This window comes from Moorena sp. SIOASIH (assembly GCF_010671925.1).
Classification (GTDB): Bacteria; Cyanobacteriota; Cyanobacteriia; order Cyanobacteriales; family Coleofasciculaceae; genus Moorena.
In genome coordinates this window covers 1,076,517-1,095,442 of sequence record NZ_JAAHIH010000003.1, presented here as the reverse complement: position 1 = coordinate 1,095,442, position 18,926 = coordinate 1,076,517, and the positions used below count along the sequence as shown (strand labels likewise).

The window sequence follows — 18,926 nt, the reverse complement described above, 5'->3', positions numbered from 1 at the left end:
TCAGTCCACCCTTTTGTGTAGATGTTTATTTTTGGCTTTATGACAGTGTTGGTGTAGAATCATTAGATTCGCCTTGCTGTTGTTGCCTCCATCCCTGATTGGCACTATATGATGTACCTCGAACGCTTCGTCCAAACAAATTGGCTTTCCGCATATAGGGCATATGCCTTTTTGTCTGGTGTAGATTTGTTCATATTTGCTGCCTTTAGCGAATTTGGTTTTACCCCATTTCGTTTGGCGCTTTTTCCAGTATTCGATTAGTGTGGGGTCAAATGGTGAATTTTTCCCTTTTACCTTCTCAAATCTGATTATAGGTACATCCTTGGCAGCGTTGACTAAGACTTCTCTGTTCTTCCTTTTACCTTTGATGTCGGCATATGGATTGTGAGGGTCTTGGTCAATTTTTGTGTAGTACTTCCGTTTAATCCATTTCCAGGACTTCTTAGGATGTTTCCTTTTTAGGTACCTGTATATGGCATCTAATACCTCTTTCCTGATTTTCCGAAATGTCTTTTTGGAGCATACAAAACGGTAGTAATTTAGCCATCCTATGATTTTAGAGTTGAGTCTATTTAACACCGTATCGAAGCTCAACACTCTTCCTTCATTCTTGAGATATTCCCGTATATTGGTTAGGAATTCTTTGGTTTCCTTCTTAGCAGGTATTATGAAGCATGAGTAACACTCTTCTTCTTTTAATTTGGCATTAGGGGAAGGTATCCGTTTTGCATTAGGTTTGGCGTTAATTCTCATTTTGTGAGCAAAACGTTTATACCTGTTGCTTCCATACCTGAGTGTCTTGCCTTTGAATTGCCGTATATCAAATCCGAGGAATGAGAATCCCTCTTTTCTGATATCTCTGATTTGAGTCTTAGCTTTATTCAGTTTCAATCCTCTTTGGGCTAACCATGATTCTAACTGAGGGATTATCTCTTCAAGATTTTCCCTGGTTTGACTGGTTATAACAAAATCGTCCGCATATCTAGCAAATTTATATTTGTTTACCTCCTTTTTATTTTTGATGTTCTTGCCCCTGTTTCTGGTTTTATATGTAATGGTTTCCATAGGTTTGGAAATCCATTCCTGTATACCATCCAGTGCAACATTTGCTATTAGTGGACTTATTATTCCGCCTTGAGGTGTCCCTGTTTTGGTTTCATAGAATTTGGTTTCTTCCATGTATCCAGCCTTTAACCATTTCAGTACGACGTTCCTTTTTGGAAATCCTTTTATCTTCTCGATTATGAATTCATGAGAGATATTGTCAAATGCAGCTTTGATATCTGCATCTAGCACCCATCTGTGAGAACTCCCTTTCTTCAAGGTTGAGAAGACATCTTGGATGGCATCGTGACAACTCCTTCCGGGTCGGAATCCGTAACTTCCTGGTTCAAAATACACTTCAAATACCGGTTCATATGCCATTTTTAGGATGGCTTGACCAATTCGGTCGTTTATGGTGGGTATTCCCAGAGGTCTTTTCTTACCGTTCCGTTTCGGTATGTATACTCCCTTGGTTGGATTTACTTTACTCCAGTTCCACTTTTTAATTAGGTTGGTTCTCTGTTCATGAGTTAGAGCGGTTATTCCGTCTACTCCCGCAGTTCCCTTGCCTTTATTAATCTGTGTTACCCTTTGTATTGCCAGTAGTAGTGCTGATTTGCTGTTTATTAACAACTTCATCAGGTTTACTACTTTTTTCCAGCTGCCATTAGATTGTGTAAGTTGGGTGGCCTTGAATATTCTCTTTTGAATTTTGAATACCTGGCGGTTGACAATTTTCCAATTAATCTCTTGCCAGTCTTCGATTTCAGTACCGTTACCGGTTCCACTTCTCATCTCCGTAATATTCTTTTTCAAGGTGTTGAATATTCTGATTAGACCAACTGGACGTCAGCTACCTCTCGGTATGATTCATTGAATCTATGTATCCGGTTATATCCTTTGGATTTTCCCGTTGACTTTCGTCTTGATACCATTCGCTTCTTCCAGTCTCCTGTTCCCTGTCAACTCTCAGTTTCATTTACAATCCACCTTGCCATAGGCAGTTGATTTATCAGGGTTTTCCGTGTTCATCAAAATGAAGTTTTTGCGACTGTCAAAAGGTTCGTTCCATACCCCGGAATCCTTCGTTGCATCAAGTTTAGTAGACACACGACTAAACTTCTTAATAACGGATTCGATGTCATTTTGACTACGGTGTTTCAGTCACTTACACCATTCAAACGTAACGAGGCGGCAAACGTTCACTTTCGTTAACCATTGTCAGTCTCCCTGCGAGCAGTTCAAATGTTGTGACTACACTTTATACCACCATTCCTTTTCAGGATTTTATCGAGAATCTGCATTCAGGTTCCGATTACTCTTCCCCCCTCATCTCGGCAGGCTGGGGGATGCACTCCCCAGAAAACCATTTCAGGTTTCGGTTCATTTTGACGCTTTCACGTCGCACTGTAAGCTCGTTTTTAATGTAATGCACTCCCTCGTGAATATTGGACTTTCCATGAGGATTGGCATAAATACTAAAGAGGCTCTCCTAGACTAACTATGATAAATTACTAGCAAAAATACCAAGTTAAAAGAACCCTTATTCTAAAGTTTTTAAAGTTATTTAAGCCATAACTTCTCCTTTTAATTAACTTAATTTTTTGATTAATTCCTTCTACGGCTCCTTGAGTTGTTCTGTTGTCAAAATACGCGACGATCTCATCGATCCATCTTTTTATGGTTTGACAACTTTTGGGAAAATACTTATAAGATGATTTCGTCCATTCCGCCATTTTCCAAAAGGCTTCATCTCCCGTTATTTGACTTTCAAATATATCCCTCAGGTTTTCTTTTTCTTGATACATCGCCATTAATTCAGGAGCCAGCTTTTCCAATTCCTTCAATTTCTCTTTTTCGGTTTCAGTGAGCTTTTCTTTTTTCTTTAGTAACGGATATTTGCTATTTTTAAGTGCTTCCTGTTTTCGTTCTCTTTATTTTTTATTTTTTAACTGATCTGCCTGTCTTTTTTCATTTTTTCTTCTTTCATCTAATTCGTCATTTATTTGTTTCATTACATGAAACCTATCCGCTACAACTTGTGCATTTGGTATTAATTCTTCTACCACACTTTTATAAGGTTTCCATAAGTCTATGCTTACTTCTTGTATTTGGCTTAAAATCCCTGAACCCAACCCCCGTAAGTACTCTGCTATAACTTCTTTATTTCTTTTCTCTAATAATGCTATGGGTTTTCTCTTATCTAAATCTACCAAGACAGCTGCATAATTTTTCCCGCCTTTTAAATGAGTTATCTCATCAATTCCTAACTTGGTTAAGTTCCTAGGTTTTTCTTTCAATAAATCTTCTTCTAATTCTTTGAGTATTGTTTCTATTTCTGCTGGAGTCATTCGATTTCTTTTTCCGGTATTCACCACATCTGTTTCCAATACTTCTCTCGCTACTTTTTCTGCTAATCTTTTTGTATATGTTCTTCTTTTCTTGACAAAACTTAATTCTTCTGAAAAAACTTTGTGACAGTTTTTACATCTAAATTGACGACGATTAACAAGGAGAAACACATCAAAAGTACTCACCGGAATATCTCTGACTCTATATCGATGATGTTGATGGACTTTATCCGTAATTTTGTCACAATGAGGGCAAGGGACAATTTTGGATTTATTTTCTAATTCAATCAGTAATTCATTTTCAGTAATAAAGTGATAATTAGTTGCTTTAAAACCTTCAAATTTAATGAGTTTAGTTATGAAATAGAGCAGGGAGTTAGATGGCATTTTATTAAAAACTATTTTTTTCGGCTCGACCAACAGAATTATTTATATCATAAAATATCGTATTTAGTCAATAGCTAGTAAAGAGTCTAAGTAAATTAAATTGCCAAATGAATTGATTTATTTGCTTTTTTTTATTATTAAATAATCATAACTACTCTAGGAGAGCCACTAAAGATAACTCCAGCATGAACAGGTTTATCTCCTTTCAAAATCAATTCTTCAAAAGGAATACTAAGTATTTGAGGAACAACTTCTTTTAGCAAATCAGCCAGTACATCTGGCTTCTGCTGAGGTTTGCTTACGGGGTGTACCGAAAGACTGAAGTTGGGGCGATCGCTACTAGCCAGTTGCTCTATGCTATCCTGAGATAGCCTCAAGACGCGCATAATATCTTTACGAACTGGCTCAGAAGCGGTTGCGGTCAGAGCAATAATTGGTATTTTTCGTCCACAAGCATCTTCCAAAGTTTGCTGCAAACGTTCGATTTGTAGATAAGCAGGTCTAAAATCGTGTCCCCATTCAGAAACACAGTGGGCTTCGTCAATCACTAAAGCACTAACTGGAGATTCCTGTATTTTCGCTTTTAAATCATTGTAAAACTCCGATATTTGTAAACGCTCAGGTGATATATATAGTAATCGGTAGAGACCAGAGTGAAGATTTTCTAATTTATCTTGCTTTTTTTTAGCTGAATCACTGTAAGTAATAGATTCTACACACTTTAATCCAATGCGATTTAAATTATGGACTTGGTCGCGGATTAATGCATTTAGAGGACTAATTACTAAAGTTGTACGAGGAATTAATAAAGCATAGAGTTGAAATATCAAGGATTTACCAAAACCTGTTGGTAAAAGTCCCAATATTGACTCATTACCTAAAGCCTTTTGTATAAGTTGTACTTGCTCAGGTTTGAGTTCTGCTATAAGGAAATAGCGACGAGCAAAATAGTCTAGGGTTGGTCTTTCAAAAGACACTGGATGTGCTGGCAAAGGTGAAACATCTCCAACCTTAGCTACAAACCTAGCAGCGATTTTTTCTAAATCATTAAAGCTGTGGCTATTCTCAGGTGGATAACGATTTAAAGACTCAGTCGCAGATACAAAATCAACATCTTTTGGTAACTCTTGTGTGGTTACTAATGCTACAGATGTTTGGGAAGAATCGATGCGATTAGTTGTTTCAGTTAAATCAACACCTCGATACTGATGCAGTAGCTGCGTCACCCCAAATTCATCAATTGAGCCTACTAGATAAATTTCTACCTTTGGTAGGATGACAGGTAGTCCATACAACAGTGCAACTCGCTCTACTAGGGCTACTGTATCTAAAAAAGCTAAAGCCAGGGTTGCAACACTAGGCTGGAAATCAGCTACTGCAAGATGTGACTTACCGTTATCTACTGCTTGTCTTAATAATTCGAGAGCTACTTGTTGATAGCTAGGGTAACGCTCTGGAAGCTTCTGCAAAAGTCTTAGTAATCTATCAGTCGAATTATTGTCTTGTTTTTCTATAGTTTCAAACTGTAAAGAGCTTTTATAATCACAATTTTCTACCAACTCATATTCGCCTTCTGCGAAATCAAGAGGAGATTTTTGATTTAATCTCAAGTCAATGGCATCCGGCTTAAATTTCTTAACTGTTTTAAGAGTAGCAGTTCGTATTGGAATGGGTAGAGAACCTAAAGGCTCTTGCTCTGTTATACCCAACAGCGTAGAACCGGAAAGATGGTAAGCAAGTTGCCACAAGAATAGTTCGCTCAAAGATAACACACCCTCCTTAGTACTCAATGGACATTTTTATTTTATACAAAAATAAGATTTTTGGCCTTGCTGAATTGAAGTATGAATTTAGATCGTGTTGTTTTGGGAAAGCACCCTATATCCCCCAACTTTGAGAGTTTTGTTCCCCCCAAACTTGGGGGGCTAGGGGGGCGAAATCATACCCATAAATCTGCCTTGCCATATTTTTTCTGTTCTTGGTTTTCCCCTGGAGTGAGAGCAACTTGAGTTGCATCAAAGTTTTTAGCTATAAGTGTAGCATAATACATCTGAAATATGGTGGATTTTCCAGATTTACTATGCCAAACGGTTAGTTAAAACGACTCCAAAGATAGCTATACCTGGATTTTATACCTCAACATCGTCAACTAACTGAAAAGAATGTCTAAAATTATTGCCTAGCAATAGTTTTGGACATCCTATGAAGAAATTTAACAGAACAGGTACGGAATAGCCTTAATGACCAATTCAAGACTAGTTCCCAAATTGACCATTAAAGACATCCTATTTGTGTTAATTTATGCGTTAATGTTCTATGTAAATTAATTGCTTATTATCATCAACCTAAAACACCGAACCTGCATCTAGACTGGCTTTGAGCTCAATCTGCTTAACCCAAACTCAGGTTAATCACTTAGCTGATGCTCTATTGTTGAGCAACTTGAGGAATATTTCCCCTCAAACCAGTCATCAACTGTAAGGCATAAATCTTCACTGGACGAATCCGGCGCAGCATCCATAACCCGAGACGGCGTATCCCGACTATTGGTAACCAGTTGTTGGAAAAGATCCGATCCAGGGTATCGGTAAACCCTAAGATGACCAGATTCTCTTGCTTGCGCCAGTTTTCATAGCGCTTAAGGACCGCTATAGCTCCAATATCTTCCCCTGCTTGGTGTGCTTCAGTCAAGACTTGGGCAAGGGCAGCAGCATCGCGAATGCCGAGGTTTAGTCCTTGACCACCGACAGGATGGCAACAATGGGCAGCATCACCAATCAGTGCTAATCGTGACTGAATATAGCGATCGCTCTGCATCAATTGCACTGGAAACAAATAGCGATCGCATTCCAACTCCAAGCGACCCAACAGACCACCAGTGTAGTATTCCAGCTTAGCGAGAAACTGATCTTCGTCTAGTTCTTGTAAAGCTTTGGCTTCAGCATGGGGTGCTGTCCACACCACCTGGCAGCGATTCTCTGACAAGGGCAGCACCCCCATCGGACCACTAGGCCAGAAGCGTTCAAAAGCCGTATTATTATGGGGCTTTTCGGTTTTAATCCGGGCAGTGACGCAAGATTGCCAGTATTTCCAGCCACGAGTCGTAATCCTAGCCCTAGTCCGAATTTGCGATCGCGCTCCATCCGCCGCCACCACTAGCCTTGTCCTAATTCGATGCTTAGTATCACCCTCCTTGACAGTAATCTCGACCCCAGACTCCTGATAGTCTACATCTACTACTTCTGCTGGACACAGCCAGTCAACGTTGGGGCAATCTGTCAAAAATTCTTGCAACGACGTTAGCACCGGACGGTGTTCTCCCACATACCCTAGGGCGTTGGTACCTAAATCTGAAGGGGAAAAATGCACGACACCGGAATGGTTAGCATCGGAAAGCCTGATCTGCCGAAATGTGCTAATCTGCGGCAGGATTTTATCCCAAACCCCAATACCTGCGAAAATACGCCCTGAGAGGATAGACAAAGCATAGGCTTGTACCCTGGCAGCTGCCACTGACTTCGGTTTAGCTTCTATGAGTAATACGCTCAACCCAGAATGTTTCAACGCACAGGCCAGGGTAGAACCAGTAATGCCACCACCCACAATGGCTAGGTCGTAATCAAAACTTTGATTGCTTGCTGAGGTAGTTTTAATCACCAGTTCCAGCGCCATAACTATAGTATTGACACTCCCCGTCCTATAAGGACGAGGATTCTTTCTTCACAGGGATTCCAACGAACTTGCCCTCAGAAAGCTTACACCGTCTGCCCGGCGGTGTTTGAAGAGATATTTTTAAATCTCTTATTCTTATTACAGCTTCCACTTTTGTACAAGATTTAGGATTTTTGCTACCAGGGTTCCGGATCAGAAGCCGTCCGCTAGACCTACTACGCTTTTTCTGTGTGCGCTTTACCGCTACTATCAATTATAGCTTAATCCGTCCTAAAAGGACGGGGCTTTCAACCCAAAATTTTTGGTAAATAGGAATATATACTTTTTTTCATTGTGACGCTTTTAGATCAACCCATCAACTGATCCAATTTTGCTCAACCTGGAAACACACGAGTTAACTCTAGGGACAAATCTCCAAGACCAGGAATGGTAACCGTTTCATTGGGCAACACCACCCGTTTGACACGATAGCCGAAATTTCTTTGAGTATCTTGATAGGGCTGAGTATAGCACTCTAGTTGACCAGCCACCAGGTTAACAATCCAGTAATCCTGAATTTGGTTTTCTGAATATAAGGATAGCTTTACGGTTTGGTCATACTCCAGGGTTGAATCTGACACCTCAATCACTAGGAATATATCCTTTGGATAAGGGTGATTTGACAAGTAGTCATCCGCCTGACCCCATGCGATCGCAACATCCGGTTCCGGTTCACTGTCGTTCGATAGGATGATTGGTTCCTGTCCCCGTACCACCCCACGGTCGCCTACTAGTCTGTCCAACTCTCGCCATAACTTAGTGTTGCAAACCGAGTGGGACGTACCCTTCGCCACCATTTGTATTAACTCTCCCCGAATCAATTCCACCCGGTCATCTTCTGTTAGAAAACCATTATCAATCAAGCGATGATACTCAGCTAGGCTAAAGCGTTTAGTTTTGATCAGGGTCATGATAACTTAACTTTAAAAATACAGCTTAATTGTATGAGGGGTTATCCGTTTCCCATTTATCAACCCGTGCCTCTAGTGCCTTGAGTTTTTCAGTCCAAGTTATGGGTTTAATCACACCAATATCAATTAATTTAATATTCGCAATTTTATCATTAAATAGGCTTTAATATTCAGGTTCTGGTAACCAATCCTGATCTAAAATCAATTCAAGAGAATAGGGGCAAGCCTCTGGGAAAACCGAAACAGACATTCCGGTTTGCTGGGCTGCCTTGCGGCGAGCCCGCTGATAGCTTTGTTCCAGCTGCTCGGCTGGATAGCTCCTGAGACTCGGACTATCTTCAATAGCTAGCTCAATCTGAGTCCGAGCGTCAGAAATCGAATCCAGCCAGCTATCCGAGCGACGCTGATGCTGGTATTGCCACTTGAGCAAATGTAACAGCAGGCGAATCAATTGGCTAGTAATTCCCCGCCTTTCACTCTTGCCCAAGTCTTCAACCTCCTCAATCAGATTTTCTAAGTCAATCTCTTGCCAACGACCTTCTCGCAACAACTGTGCTGTTTGTTGTGTCCAGGAATTAAAGTCTTTTGTGTATGCTTTTTCCACAAGTGTCTCTCCCTTTCTATACCCAATTTATCTCTTAGTTTATTAACTCTTGCCTCTTGCCTTCCCCTCCTGGTCGGGGTTAGGGGTGGGTTCCTCTTGCCTCTTGCCTTCCCCTCCTGGTCGGGGTTAGGGGTGGGTTCCTCTTGCCTCTTGCCTTCCCCTCCTGGTCGGGGTTAGGGGTGGGTTCCTCTTGCCTCTTGCCTTTCCTTAATCCAGTCTATTTTGATTTGGGTTTAATACCATCACAAAGAGTGCGATCGCTTTCATCGATTGCAGAATTATGCTTTAGATAATCCCCTACCCAATCACAAGCCCGACCCAGAAGGTCATTGAAATCTAAACTTATATCCATATCCCACATAATCACATTGCCACTGTAGTCAGATGAAGCCAGGATTTTGCCATCGGGACTGAAACTGAGGCTAAAAACCCCATCATTATGTCCCATCAGAGTTTCAATTTCTTGCCCCTTCAAATTCCAGAGTTTAACCGTTTTGTCACCACTAGCCGAAGCAATCATCTTGCCATCTGGACTGAAACTGACGCTAAACACCTTACCTTCATGCCCTTTGAGAGTTCGGATTTCTTTACCGTTTCTACTCCAAAGTTTAACCGTTTCGTCCTCACTACCAGAGACAAGCATCTGACTGTCCGGACTAAAACTGACACTCCAGATCACATCATCATGACCTTTGAGGATGGTAGGAGTTAAGCAAAAAGGCAAAAAATTTGTGTTATGGTCTGATCCAACTGCTGGTTTTAAGTTTGCTGCTTTTAATTTTGCTGATTTTAATTCACCATTACATAAGTTTCCCCGACTCCAAAGCTTAATAGTATTATCATCACTACCAACAGCAATCATCAGACCATCGGGACTAAAATTAACACTTCTAACCGCAGCCCTAAGCTTTTTCAACCTTTGGCGTTCTCTTCCTTTAAAAGTCCAAAGCTTGACAGCTTTATCCCAACTGCCAGATACAATAGTCTGACTGTCAGGGCTGAAACTAACGCTAAAGACTTCAGCCTGATGCCCCTGGAGTGTTTGGATTTTTTTACCATCCTTACTCCAAAGTCTAACCGTACTATCCCGGCTACCCGTAGCAATAGTTTTACCATCCGGGCTGAAACTAACACTAAACACTGCATCCCTGTGGTTTTCTAGAAGGTTTGGGGTCAAACAAAAATCCATAAAATTGATAGTTTGACTAGAGCTTCTCTCCCCTAATCCTTCCTTGGCACAGGTATAATCTAAATGCCATAGCTTAGCAGTTTTATCTTCACTAGCACTAGCCAAGGTTTTGCCATCTGGGCTGAAACTCACACTCCAGACATTACTCCTATGACCCTTGAAGGTGCGAGGTGTTTTCGCATCTAAGCGCCAGAGTTTAATGGTTTTATCTTCACTAGCACTAGCCAGGGTCTTGCCATCTGGGCTAAAGCTAAGGTCATAAGCTCCAGCCTGATGCCCTCGGAAGGTTTGGAGTTCCGAGCCATCAAGGCTCCAGAGTTTAACGGTTTTATCCCGACTAGCAGAGGCGAGGGTTTTGCCATCCGGGCTGAACCTGACGCTTCTGACTCCAGGGAATTTCTTTGGAAAAGTCTTTAGTTCCCGACCATCAAGGCTCCAGAGTTTAACAGTTTTATCCCGACTAGCAGAAGCAATCATCTTGCCTTGGGGTGAGAAACTGATGCTATTAACCTCAGCCTCATGCCCCTTGAACCTTACCATACTTGTCCCATCCAGGTGCCAGAGTTTGATAGTATTGTTACTTCCAGCAGAAGCCAGAATTTTGCCATCCGGACTAAAGCTGATGCTGCGATATCCAGCCACAATACCCTCAAACGTTTGGAGTTGCTTGCCATTGAGGGTCCACAGCTTGACAGTATTATCATTACTAGCCGTAGCCAGCATCCTGCCGTCCGGACTAAAACTCACGCTCCGCACTCCACGCTGATGTCCTTTAAAGGTTTGGAGGTTTTTCCCGTCTAAGCTCCACAGTTTGACCGTCTTATCCTGACTAGCTGTAGCAATAGTCTTGCCATCTGGGCTGAAACTAACATTCCAAACCGTAGCCTCATGTCCCTTCAAGGTTTGGAGTGGCTTACCCTTGCGGCTCCAAAGTTTGACAGTATGGTCTTTACTAGCAGAAGCAATCAGATTACCGTCAGGGCTAAAACTAACACTGGTAACCCAACTGTTATGGCCTACCAAACGGTTGTATTCTCTGACCCAAGACACTGCTCCGTGCAATGCTGTCCTAACCAGAGCCTCAGTTTCAGGTTTTACACTGCGTCTCTGTTTTTGCAGTTGCCGTGCAGCCCTGATTGCTTCGATCAGGGCATCAAATTCTTGATGTGATTCTCTCAGAGCCAGTGAATATCGACTCAGAGCATTAATGTGACCAACGCTTACCATTTCTGCTCGTTTCCATTGCATCAAAGCAACCAAGCCAAAGCCAACAGCTGCTGCAAATGCTGCACTCATCAAAGTAAGGGACAACCGTAAGATGACTAATCGACGCTTTTCCTGTTTTCTCAAAATCGATATGGCATCCCCACTTTTAGCAATATATTCCTTGTGTAAAAGTGTTGCAGTCGGCTGTTTATCATTGGTCTCGGCATTAAGCAACCATTGTTGGGCAATAGAAAATTCACTGCCACGCAACAGCAAATCCGTATCTTGGTTAGACTGCTCCCATTCCCTAGCTCGTTGCAACCATTTGGTGTGACTGCGCACATGCTCTCGGTCAGTATCAAGGGTTCTGACCAATTCACTGAAATTGGGATAAAAATCTCCTCGATGCCTATTGAAATCAATCCACTGGATGCTAGCTAATCCAGGATGTAGCACTGTTGCTGGTACCTGTGTAGAAAGCACAGTCACAAACCGTTTATTTAATGTCTGAGCATACTCTACCTCCCCAGCACAGTAGGGTGAATTTACCGAAGCAGGGGAAATAATAAATAAGAAATTATCAGACTGTTCAATTCCCCGATATATTTCCTGCTGAAAATCACTGCCCGGAGGAATACTTTCTTGGTCAAACCAAGTCGTTTTACCCTGTAACTGTAATGCCTCATTTAACTTTCTAGCCAAATCTGAATCAGTACGGGAATAAGAAATAAAAACGTCTAGATAAGATTCATGCTGTTGATTCCTGCTAGCCGCAAGAAATTCTTCATGTAATCCTAGGGGTGGATGTTCCAGGCGTTGCCGATTTACTTTCAGCCAGTTTTCGTAATAGTTTAAATTGTGACCCCGCAATAAAATGCTAGAATTGCGGTTTTGGCTCAGCCATTTTAGCGCTTTGACTAACAAAAGCTTATGCTCTTCGTAATAGAGAGCATCTTGATTTAATTCTTTTAATAATTGAGCAGCCATGAAGCGATAGTTTGCTTCATTATTATACTTAGTAAAATTTAGGAATTGTAACGAGCGAATTTTTGGTGGTATTTGGTCGATATCCGTGTCTTCAATCAGTAGTAATATAATCCGTTTATTGTGAACAAAGGCATGTTCAAGCTCTTGATTACAGTATTTTGATTGAATCGAATTGGGTGAAATTAAGTAAATGAGATTATCAGCTTCTTCGATTCCTTGGTTGATTGCCGCTTGGAAGTCTATACCGGTTTTAATATCAGTTTCAGGTTTCCAGATTGTGATTCCTTCACGCATCAGGGTTTTGCTAAGTTTATCCTTGATATCTTTATCTTTATCAGAATAAGAGATAAACACTTGGGTCATTAAATTATTGGCATTCTTGGTGCTTTCACAAATAAACTCACAATGTAAATCCGTTGGCACACAAGGAGCCTGCTCTTTTTTAAACCGTACCTTTAACCAAGATTCAGCTTGAATCCGTTCTGACTGGATTAACAGGTGGTTAGTTTGTTGTTGATTTCTGTCCCACTCCAGAGCTTTAACTAAAAACCGAGTATGCTGTTCTACATAATCAGCATGCTTACGGATGGAATTCATTAATTGTTTAAAGGACGCTTCAAAATCGTTGATTTTCTCTTGGAAATAGATCCAGTTCAGTTTACGGATAATCGTAGTAATTTTATCCCGAGGGGATTTAACATGCACTAAAGGAATAATGCGTTTATTGTATTTAATAGCCAGTTCAATTTCTTTGAGGCAGTATTTTGAATTAACGGAATGGGGGGAAATGATAAAAATGAAGTTATGAGTTCTCTCAATGCCATTATCAATCTGATGCTGCCAATCTACAGCAGGCGGAATGTCCTTCTGGTCAAACCAGACCGTTAAGCCCAATTGTGTTAGTCTAGCTTCAAGTTTAGTAGCAAAGGCTTTGCTGTCAGCACGTCCGTAGGAGATAAAGGCATCGAAAAATATAGTCATTTGTCCAGGGGTCTAAGTGAGGAGATCTACTTAACACTACACTTGTAACACCCTGGATTTCGTAAATCGAGCAAGCTTGAAGAGTTCTCAGAAGGAAATAGGGGCAACGGATGGGTAACGGATAGGTAACTGATGGGTAACTGATGGGTAACTGATGGGTAACTGATGGGTAACAGGTGAACAGTTTAAGGGTTTGCCCGAGTTTTATCCACAAAACCTGGAAGGAAGTCATAGAGCCTTGAGGAGACCGGGAATTAACTCTTGTAGTTCGTTATCCACAGGAGCATCCTCAGAACAGGCAAATCCGACCCAGAGGGTAAGCACATTCGTGAGTCGTATTTTGATAACATAGGAATGGAGATAGGGATTAACAGCTAGATTATATATAAGTCAAATTTCTATATGTCTGAAGTAACGATCCGCCCAGCCTGTCTAGCTGATGTAGAAGTTTTGTTCAACCTAATTCAAGCGCTGGTTGAATCTCAAAAAGCATCTCATACTGTCACTGGAAATATCGAAGATCTCAAAGAACACTTGTTTGGTCCCCGTATCTATGCTGAGGCCATTCTAGCACAACGGGATGACAAGGCTGTTGGATTTGCCTTATTTTTCTACAACTATTCTACGTTTATGATAAAACCAGTGATGTATCTGGGAGATTTGTTTGTACTCCCAGAATATCGACGTCAAGGTATTGCTAAAGCTCTGATTCGCTACTTGGCTAAATTAGCAATTTCACGAGACTGTGGTCGCTTAGAATTGAGTGTATTAGATTGGAACTCATCTGCGATCGCCTTCTATAAAAGCCTCGGAGCCTCTATTCTCGATGAATGGCGAATTTGTCACATCACTGGTACATCTTTGACCAATCTAGGAAACTAGACTAAGTCATTCAAGTTATAGTCAAATAAAAGAATAATCAGCAGGGTAATCACACTCAACTTTGGTTCAGACTTACTTGACAAACAGGGTAATCCCAGTCATGTAAATGGATTGGGATAAATTGTTATGAAACTCTACGTAGAGTACTATTTTGCCTCTATTTTGTCGCTCTCCCAACCCGAGAACTAACTTTGAAGGATTTTGGAGCAGTAGTTCGCTCATAGTACTCTGGTTCAATATAAGTTGAAATCATGCCTTGAAAGTTACGTAGAACAACATGCCGATGACCATGGCTGAGTACGTAGTTGGGCGACACAGGAACCTTACCACCGCCTCCTGGGGCGTCAATGACGTAGGTAGGCACAGCATAGCCACTAGTGTGACCGCGCAATCCCTCAACAATTTCAACCCCAACACTAACAGGAGTTCGGAAGTGACCTGCACCCTGAACTAGATCACACTGGTAAAGGTAGTATGGTCGAACACGGTTTTGAACCAAACGATGAACAAGCGCCTTCTGAATTTCTACCGTGTCGTTAATCCCAGCTAAGAGAACACTTTGATTTCCCAAGGGAATACCCGCATCAGCCAAACGAGCCAAACCAACCTCTACTTCTGGAGTAATTTCTTTGGGGTGGTTAGCGTGAATATTGATCCAGAGGGGATGAAAACCCTTGAGCATATTGCATAGGTCAGGCGTGATTCGTTGTGGCAGGAAGATAGGAACACGACTGCCAATACGGACAATTTCAATGTGGGGGATAGCTCTTAACTGAGAGAGAAGATACTTTAATAGGCCATCGGAAAGAGTAAGTGGGTCACCACCGGAAAGTAAAACATCACGCACAGATGGGGTCTGGCGTAAGTAATCTAGTTGACGCTCAAAGTCAGATTTACCGAAGGCCATACTGGGGTCTCCAACCATGCGGCTGCGAGTACAGTAACGACAGTAGCTAGCACAATGAATAGTCACCAGCATCAGCACGCGGTCAGGATAGCGGTGAACGATACCAGGAACTGGACTGTGACCATCTTCACCCAGGCTGTCAACATTCATCCCCTCAAACATTTGCAGCTCGCGACCTAACGGGATTACTTGGCGGCGAATCGGGCAGTGAGGATCCTCGGGATCGATGAGGCTGGCAAAATAGGGAGTAATGTCTACATGAAATTTGCCCTCAGCACTCAGCCCCTCCTCTTCTTCAGGAGTGAGGCGAATCAATTGGCGAAGCTGTTGCAGACTATTGAGACGATGGCCAAGTTGCCACTGCCAATCGTTCCAAAGTTCATCGGCAATATCTTCCATGTATCCGGATCTAATTTTTGTTTGAGTTGGCATAGAGAATCTTGTAATGACAATTTTTTTTCTAAAAATGTTGTTTTGAAGGCAATTTATTTTAGGTATCCACCATCGCACTAGCAGCCCAAAAAACAAAACCGTGTGGGTTTTGGGAATTAATTCCAGCAACCTTAATAGATTACCATACCAGTGCATTACTGGAGTTGGATCTCCCCAGCTTGCGATGTCAAACTTATAAAAAAAACTTGTCTAATCCTTATGGGGCGGGAGTTTTAGTTTTTGAGAGAATTATTTTTTATAAATCGACTGCCCAATCATAATTAGTGGTAATTTCAGGGTTTTGCTGCGTACTAGGTTCGGTAAAACCTAAAATCATTTCGTATCCACTTTCTTAGACGGAGACGAGTTTTTTTCCTGAGCCTCCGACTGCTCGGTTTCACCATAGAGTTCTGCTAGTGCATCATTCATCTCTTGCACCCAGCCTACATTTTCGCTTTGGATGGTTTTCTCTGTACTGATCACCAATAACTCAAATTTCTCCGATTTTTCCTCATCTGAAAGACCATGCCACCAAGTGCTTATATCGTACAAATCATCAGCTGCTTGGTTGTAGGCAATCAGCGTTGTCTCAACCCGTTTCAATTCCAGGAAACTGGAAAATGCCGCAGCAAAGGCTGTAGTGACCGCCACCCAGGTGTCTTGATCCAGCGCCACCAGAAATGAACCCACACCACCCAAGATATATACTCCCCACTGGTAGCCATGCAATTGTATATCAAGTTTCCTAGTTCGCTTTCGGTACCACTTAAACTGGTCTTCCACTCGCCAGACTAGGTAGTTTTCCGGGGTTAGGTCAGAAAACTTATCGTCTTGATTATGCTGTTGAGCTTCCTGAGGTTTCTTGTCCTTGCTTTTCTTGTCCTTGTTTAAGGATGAGCGTTTTCTCCGGGAAACTTCCCCTTCGTAGGGGCTAAAACTAGTGTGGTGAACTGTGGTGCCCTTTAGCCTTTGACTAATCAGCTTGACTTTGCGTGCCAGCTTAGCATCCCGCAACGTGTTATCACTGTATTCCCCAACTTGCGCACGGTAACAGTAAATTTCCCTTTTAATTGCCTCAGCACTACCCCGTAACAGAATCCAATTGCCACCTTTGTCGAACTTAACTGCACCTGCTAGTAGTACACTTAGAGCAATTGGCACTAGTAGAAGAACGTAGTGAATCACTTTGACCGTGTGGTGTGACTCAGTGAGGCGTTCTACCAACATTGAGTGGACCACAGCTAGCAAAGTAGCCAACACACTCAATACCAGAATTCCTATGCGCAGCAGAAAGAAACGTTTCTGAGCCGCTGTGGCATTTTTGCTATAGGTACGCTGACGTTCCCAAGCACGTTTGAGGGTTGGACTTGGGGCAGGGGAGTATGTAGCCTCAACTTCTGACGTCATGACAGTCTATGTGCTTTTTACTATATACCTTGACTGTCTCGTGAGTCCCTGCATGATGATTTTAGTCAATTCACTGAATGGTTGTGAGAGGTCATAACAGGTCAAATGATTTTGTTGCAAGTGATTTGTTTGTAATAGTTCGGTAACAGATTCTCGTGCTTCTTGTTCTGGATAGCGTACTGCCATAGTAATTTCATCTGCCAACCGACCACTGCCGCCAAGAACTACCAATGGTCGTCCAGCTTTCTTGTTTTCAAATAAGTCTAGCAAGGTAATCGCTCCACCGTTAGCCATTACTGTGACTGATGGCTTTCCGTCTGCCAGGGTAGTAGCTATACGAGCCAACCAGGGGGATTCATCACCCCAGGTAGACCCAGGAATCAGCACAAAATGAGTATGATTTGGCTCCAGTGATGTTTCACCAGAATAGGAGGGGGGTGCATCAGGAAGCGCAATCTTGCCCACTGGGGCAATACCTACTAAGGGAAAGGTGCCAGCAATCTCAGCACGAGCTTGCCCCATCATCTGCATCACCCCAGTATCGGTACCGCCATCCACCACACAGGCTCCCAGGGTTTCAGCAATGGGAGCTAGTACATTGACAAACAACAAGCCCAGACGAGCCATACTCTGATCACTCATCTTACTTGCCCCCCCGACTACCACTAGAACCGGACGGGAGCCGTGAAGACCGATTTGGTTCAGGGCACCAGACAAGTCCACAGAATGATCGACTTGAATAGCACAAGCAGTTTGCCCATTGTTAAAGGTGAGTTTGAGAGGCTGGTTATTTAAGAACTGCTTGAAGATAAGATGGTTTGGCTTGTATCCATCCTGGGACAAAGCACCGGACTTAGCTAAAACCCTCCTCTTGCGCAATCGGGGGGGAGCGATGCCTGCGCATCTAGCCATTAAGACCTTTTGGTCATCTGTTCGCTTTTGCTTTGTCTTGGCAGATAGAAACATTTAAAATCACCTATAGTGGTTTATAATATTCTATCTGCTAGATCATGCTCAGGGACATCAGCTGATCGGACATCTCGAAATTGGCGGTAACATTTTGTACATCCTCCAACTCTTCCAGAGCATCCATTAATTTTAAAAGCGTCCGCGCCAGATCTGGGTCAGTCACTTCCACTGTATTACTAGGAATCCAGCGCAACTGCACCTCACTGACCTCAAAGCCCTGATTTTTCAAAATTTGACTCAGGTTTTCCAGGTTGCTAACTTCTGTAAATACCTCAGCCGTTACACCTTCGGAATCCTCGTTCAACTCATAAGTTTGAGCTCCCCCTTCAAGGGATGCTTCAAACAAATGGTCTTCTGTGATATCACCCGTAAGCGTAACGACACCATTTTGCTCAAACATCCAACTAACGCAACCTGTTTCACCCAGATTGCCACCATTTTTAGTAAATGCTGAGCGCAGGTCAGCTGCTGTCCGATTCCGATTATCAGTAAAAGCTTCGATCAAGATAGCAACGCCTCCTGGACCATACCCCTCATAGCGAATCTCTTCGAGATTGTCACTCTCATTGCCTAGGGTACCTGCTCCTTTTGCGATCGCTCTTTCAATGTTCTCATTAGGAATCCCTGCTGCCTTAGCCTTTTCCACCGCTTGCCGGAGCTGAAAATTACCCTCCGGATCCGGGATGCCATTGCGAGCAGCTACTATAATCTCCCGAGAGATTTTAGCAAAGGTCTTACCTTTAACTGCGTCAACCCTCGCTTTCTGACGCTTAATATTTGCCCATTTACTATGTCCTGCCATAACGGTTAAGTTGATTACAACCCAACTAACAAAATACCTCCACTTCTTGGTTTAAGCATATAACCTACCCAAGTCATTCCATAATATAATATAATATTCTTTCTTCTAGGATAGCTACTAACTTAAGGAAAGAAAGTCCATGGTAAATGGTAGATG

11 protein-coding genes and 1 pseudogene are annotated in these 18,926 nt (G+C 42.2%); 1 reads left to right on the top strand and 11 read right to left on the bottom strand.

Translation table 11 applies throughout. The annotated features are described in order from the left end of the window. From ltrA to F6J90_RS19960, 7 genes and pseudogenes are all read right to left on the bottom strand, one after another. The gene (gene ltrA, locus F6J90_RS19990; protein WP_293097206.1) at nucleotides 1-1,860 is read right to left on the bottom strand and encodes a group II intron reverse transcriptase/maturase; all 1,860 of its coding nucleotides are present in this window, start codon (nucleotides 1,858-1,860) and stop codon (nucleotides 1-3) included. Between the two features lie 698 nt (nucleotides 1,861-2,558). After that, a pseudogene (locus tag F6J90_RS19985) lies at nucleotides 2,559-3,782 on the bottom strand (ISL3 family transposase). 137 nt (nucleotides 3,783-3,919) lie between these two features. Beyond that, a complete protein-coding gene (locus F6J90_RS19980) occupies nucleotides 3,920-5,545 on the bottom strand; it encodes a DEAD/DEAH box helicase (RefSeq protein WP_293097203.1) in 1,626 nt (541 codons plus the stop codon). A 664-nt stretch (nucleotides 5,546-6,209) separates the two neighbouring features. Beyond that, nucleotides 6,210-7,454, bottom strand: coding sequence for an FAD-dependent hydroxylase (locus tag F6J90_RS19975; protein WP_293097200.1), 1,245 nt, complete (start codon nucleotides 7,452-7,454; stop codon nucleotides 6,210-6,212). A 374-nt stretch (nucleotides 7,455-7,828) separates the two neighbouring features. Continuing rightward, nucleotides 7,829-8,404 (bottom strand): Uma2 family endonuclease, encoded by a 576-nt coding sequence (locus F6J90_RS19970; RefSeq protein ID WP_293097197.1) that lies wholly within the window; start codon nucleotides 8,402-8,404, stop codon nucleotides 7,829-7,831. A 163-nt stretch (nucleotides 8,405-8,567) separates the two neighbouring features. Continuing rightward, nucleotides 8,568-9,008, bottom strand: a complete 441-nt coding sequence (locus F6J90_RS19965) for a DUF29 domain-containing protein (RefSeq protein WP_293097194.1) — start codon at nucleotides 9,006-9,008, stop codon at nucleotides 8,568-8,570. A 217-nt stretch (nucleotides 9,009-9,225) separates the two neighbouring features. Then, the gene (locus F6J90_RS19960) at nucleotides 9,226-13,371 is read right to left on the bottom strand and encodes a TIR domain-containing protein (protein WP_293097192.1); all 4,146 of its coding nucleotides are present in this window, start codon (nucleotides 13,369-13,371) and stop codon (nucleotides 9,226-9,228) included. 402 nt (nucleotides 13,372-13,773) lie between these two features. On the opposite strand from F6J90_RS19960, the gene F6J90_RS19955 reads away from it, so the two are divergent. Continuing rightward, entirely contained in the window at nucleotides 13,774-14,253 is a 480-nt protein-coding gene (locus F6J90_RS19955; protein WP_293097189.1) for a GNAT family N-acetyltransferase, read from the top strand. A gap of 157 nt (nucleotides 14,254-14,410) precedes the next feature. On the opposite strand, the gene ablA is transcribed toward F6J90_RS19955, so the two are convergent. The 4 genes from ablA to F6J90_RS19935 form a co-directional block, all read right to left on the bottom strand. Next, complete coding sequence (gene ablA, locus F6J90_RS19950) at nucleotides 14,411-15,592, bottom strand: lysine 2,3-aminomutase (protein ID WP_293097186.1); 1,182 nt, start codon at nucleotides 15,590-15,592, stop codon at nucleotides 14,411-14,413. Between the two features lie 333 nt (nucleotides 15,593-15,925). Next, the gene (locus tag F6J90_RS19945) at nucleotides 15,926-16,999 is read right to left on the bottom strand and encodes a DUF4231 domain-containing protein (protein ID WP_293097183.1); all 1,074 of its coding nucleotides are present in this window, start codon (nucleotides 16,997-16,999) and stop codon (nucleotides 15,926-15,928) included. A 6-nt stretch (nucleotides 17,000-17,005) separates the two neighbouring features. Further along, a complete protein-coding gene (locus tag F6J90_RS19940; RefSeq protein ID WP_293097180.1) occupies nucleotides 17,006-17,911 on the bottom strand; it encodes a hypothetical protein in 906 nt (301 codons plus the stop codon). Between the two features lie 91 nt (nucleotides 17,912-18,002). After that, complete coding sequence (locus F6J90_RS19935; RefSeq protein ID WP_293097177.1) at nucleotides 18,003-18,770, bottom strand: YebC/PmpR family DNA-binding transcriptional regulator; 768 nt, start codon at nucleotides 18,768-18,770, stop codon at nucleotides 18,003-18,005. Nucleotides 18,771-18,926 lie beyond the last annotated feature (156 nt).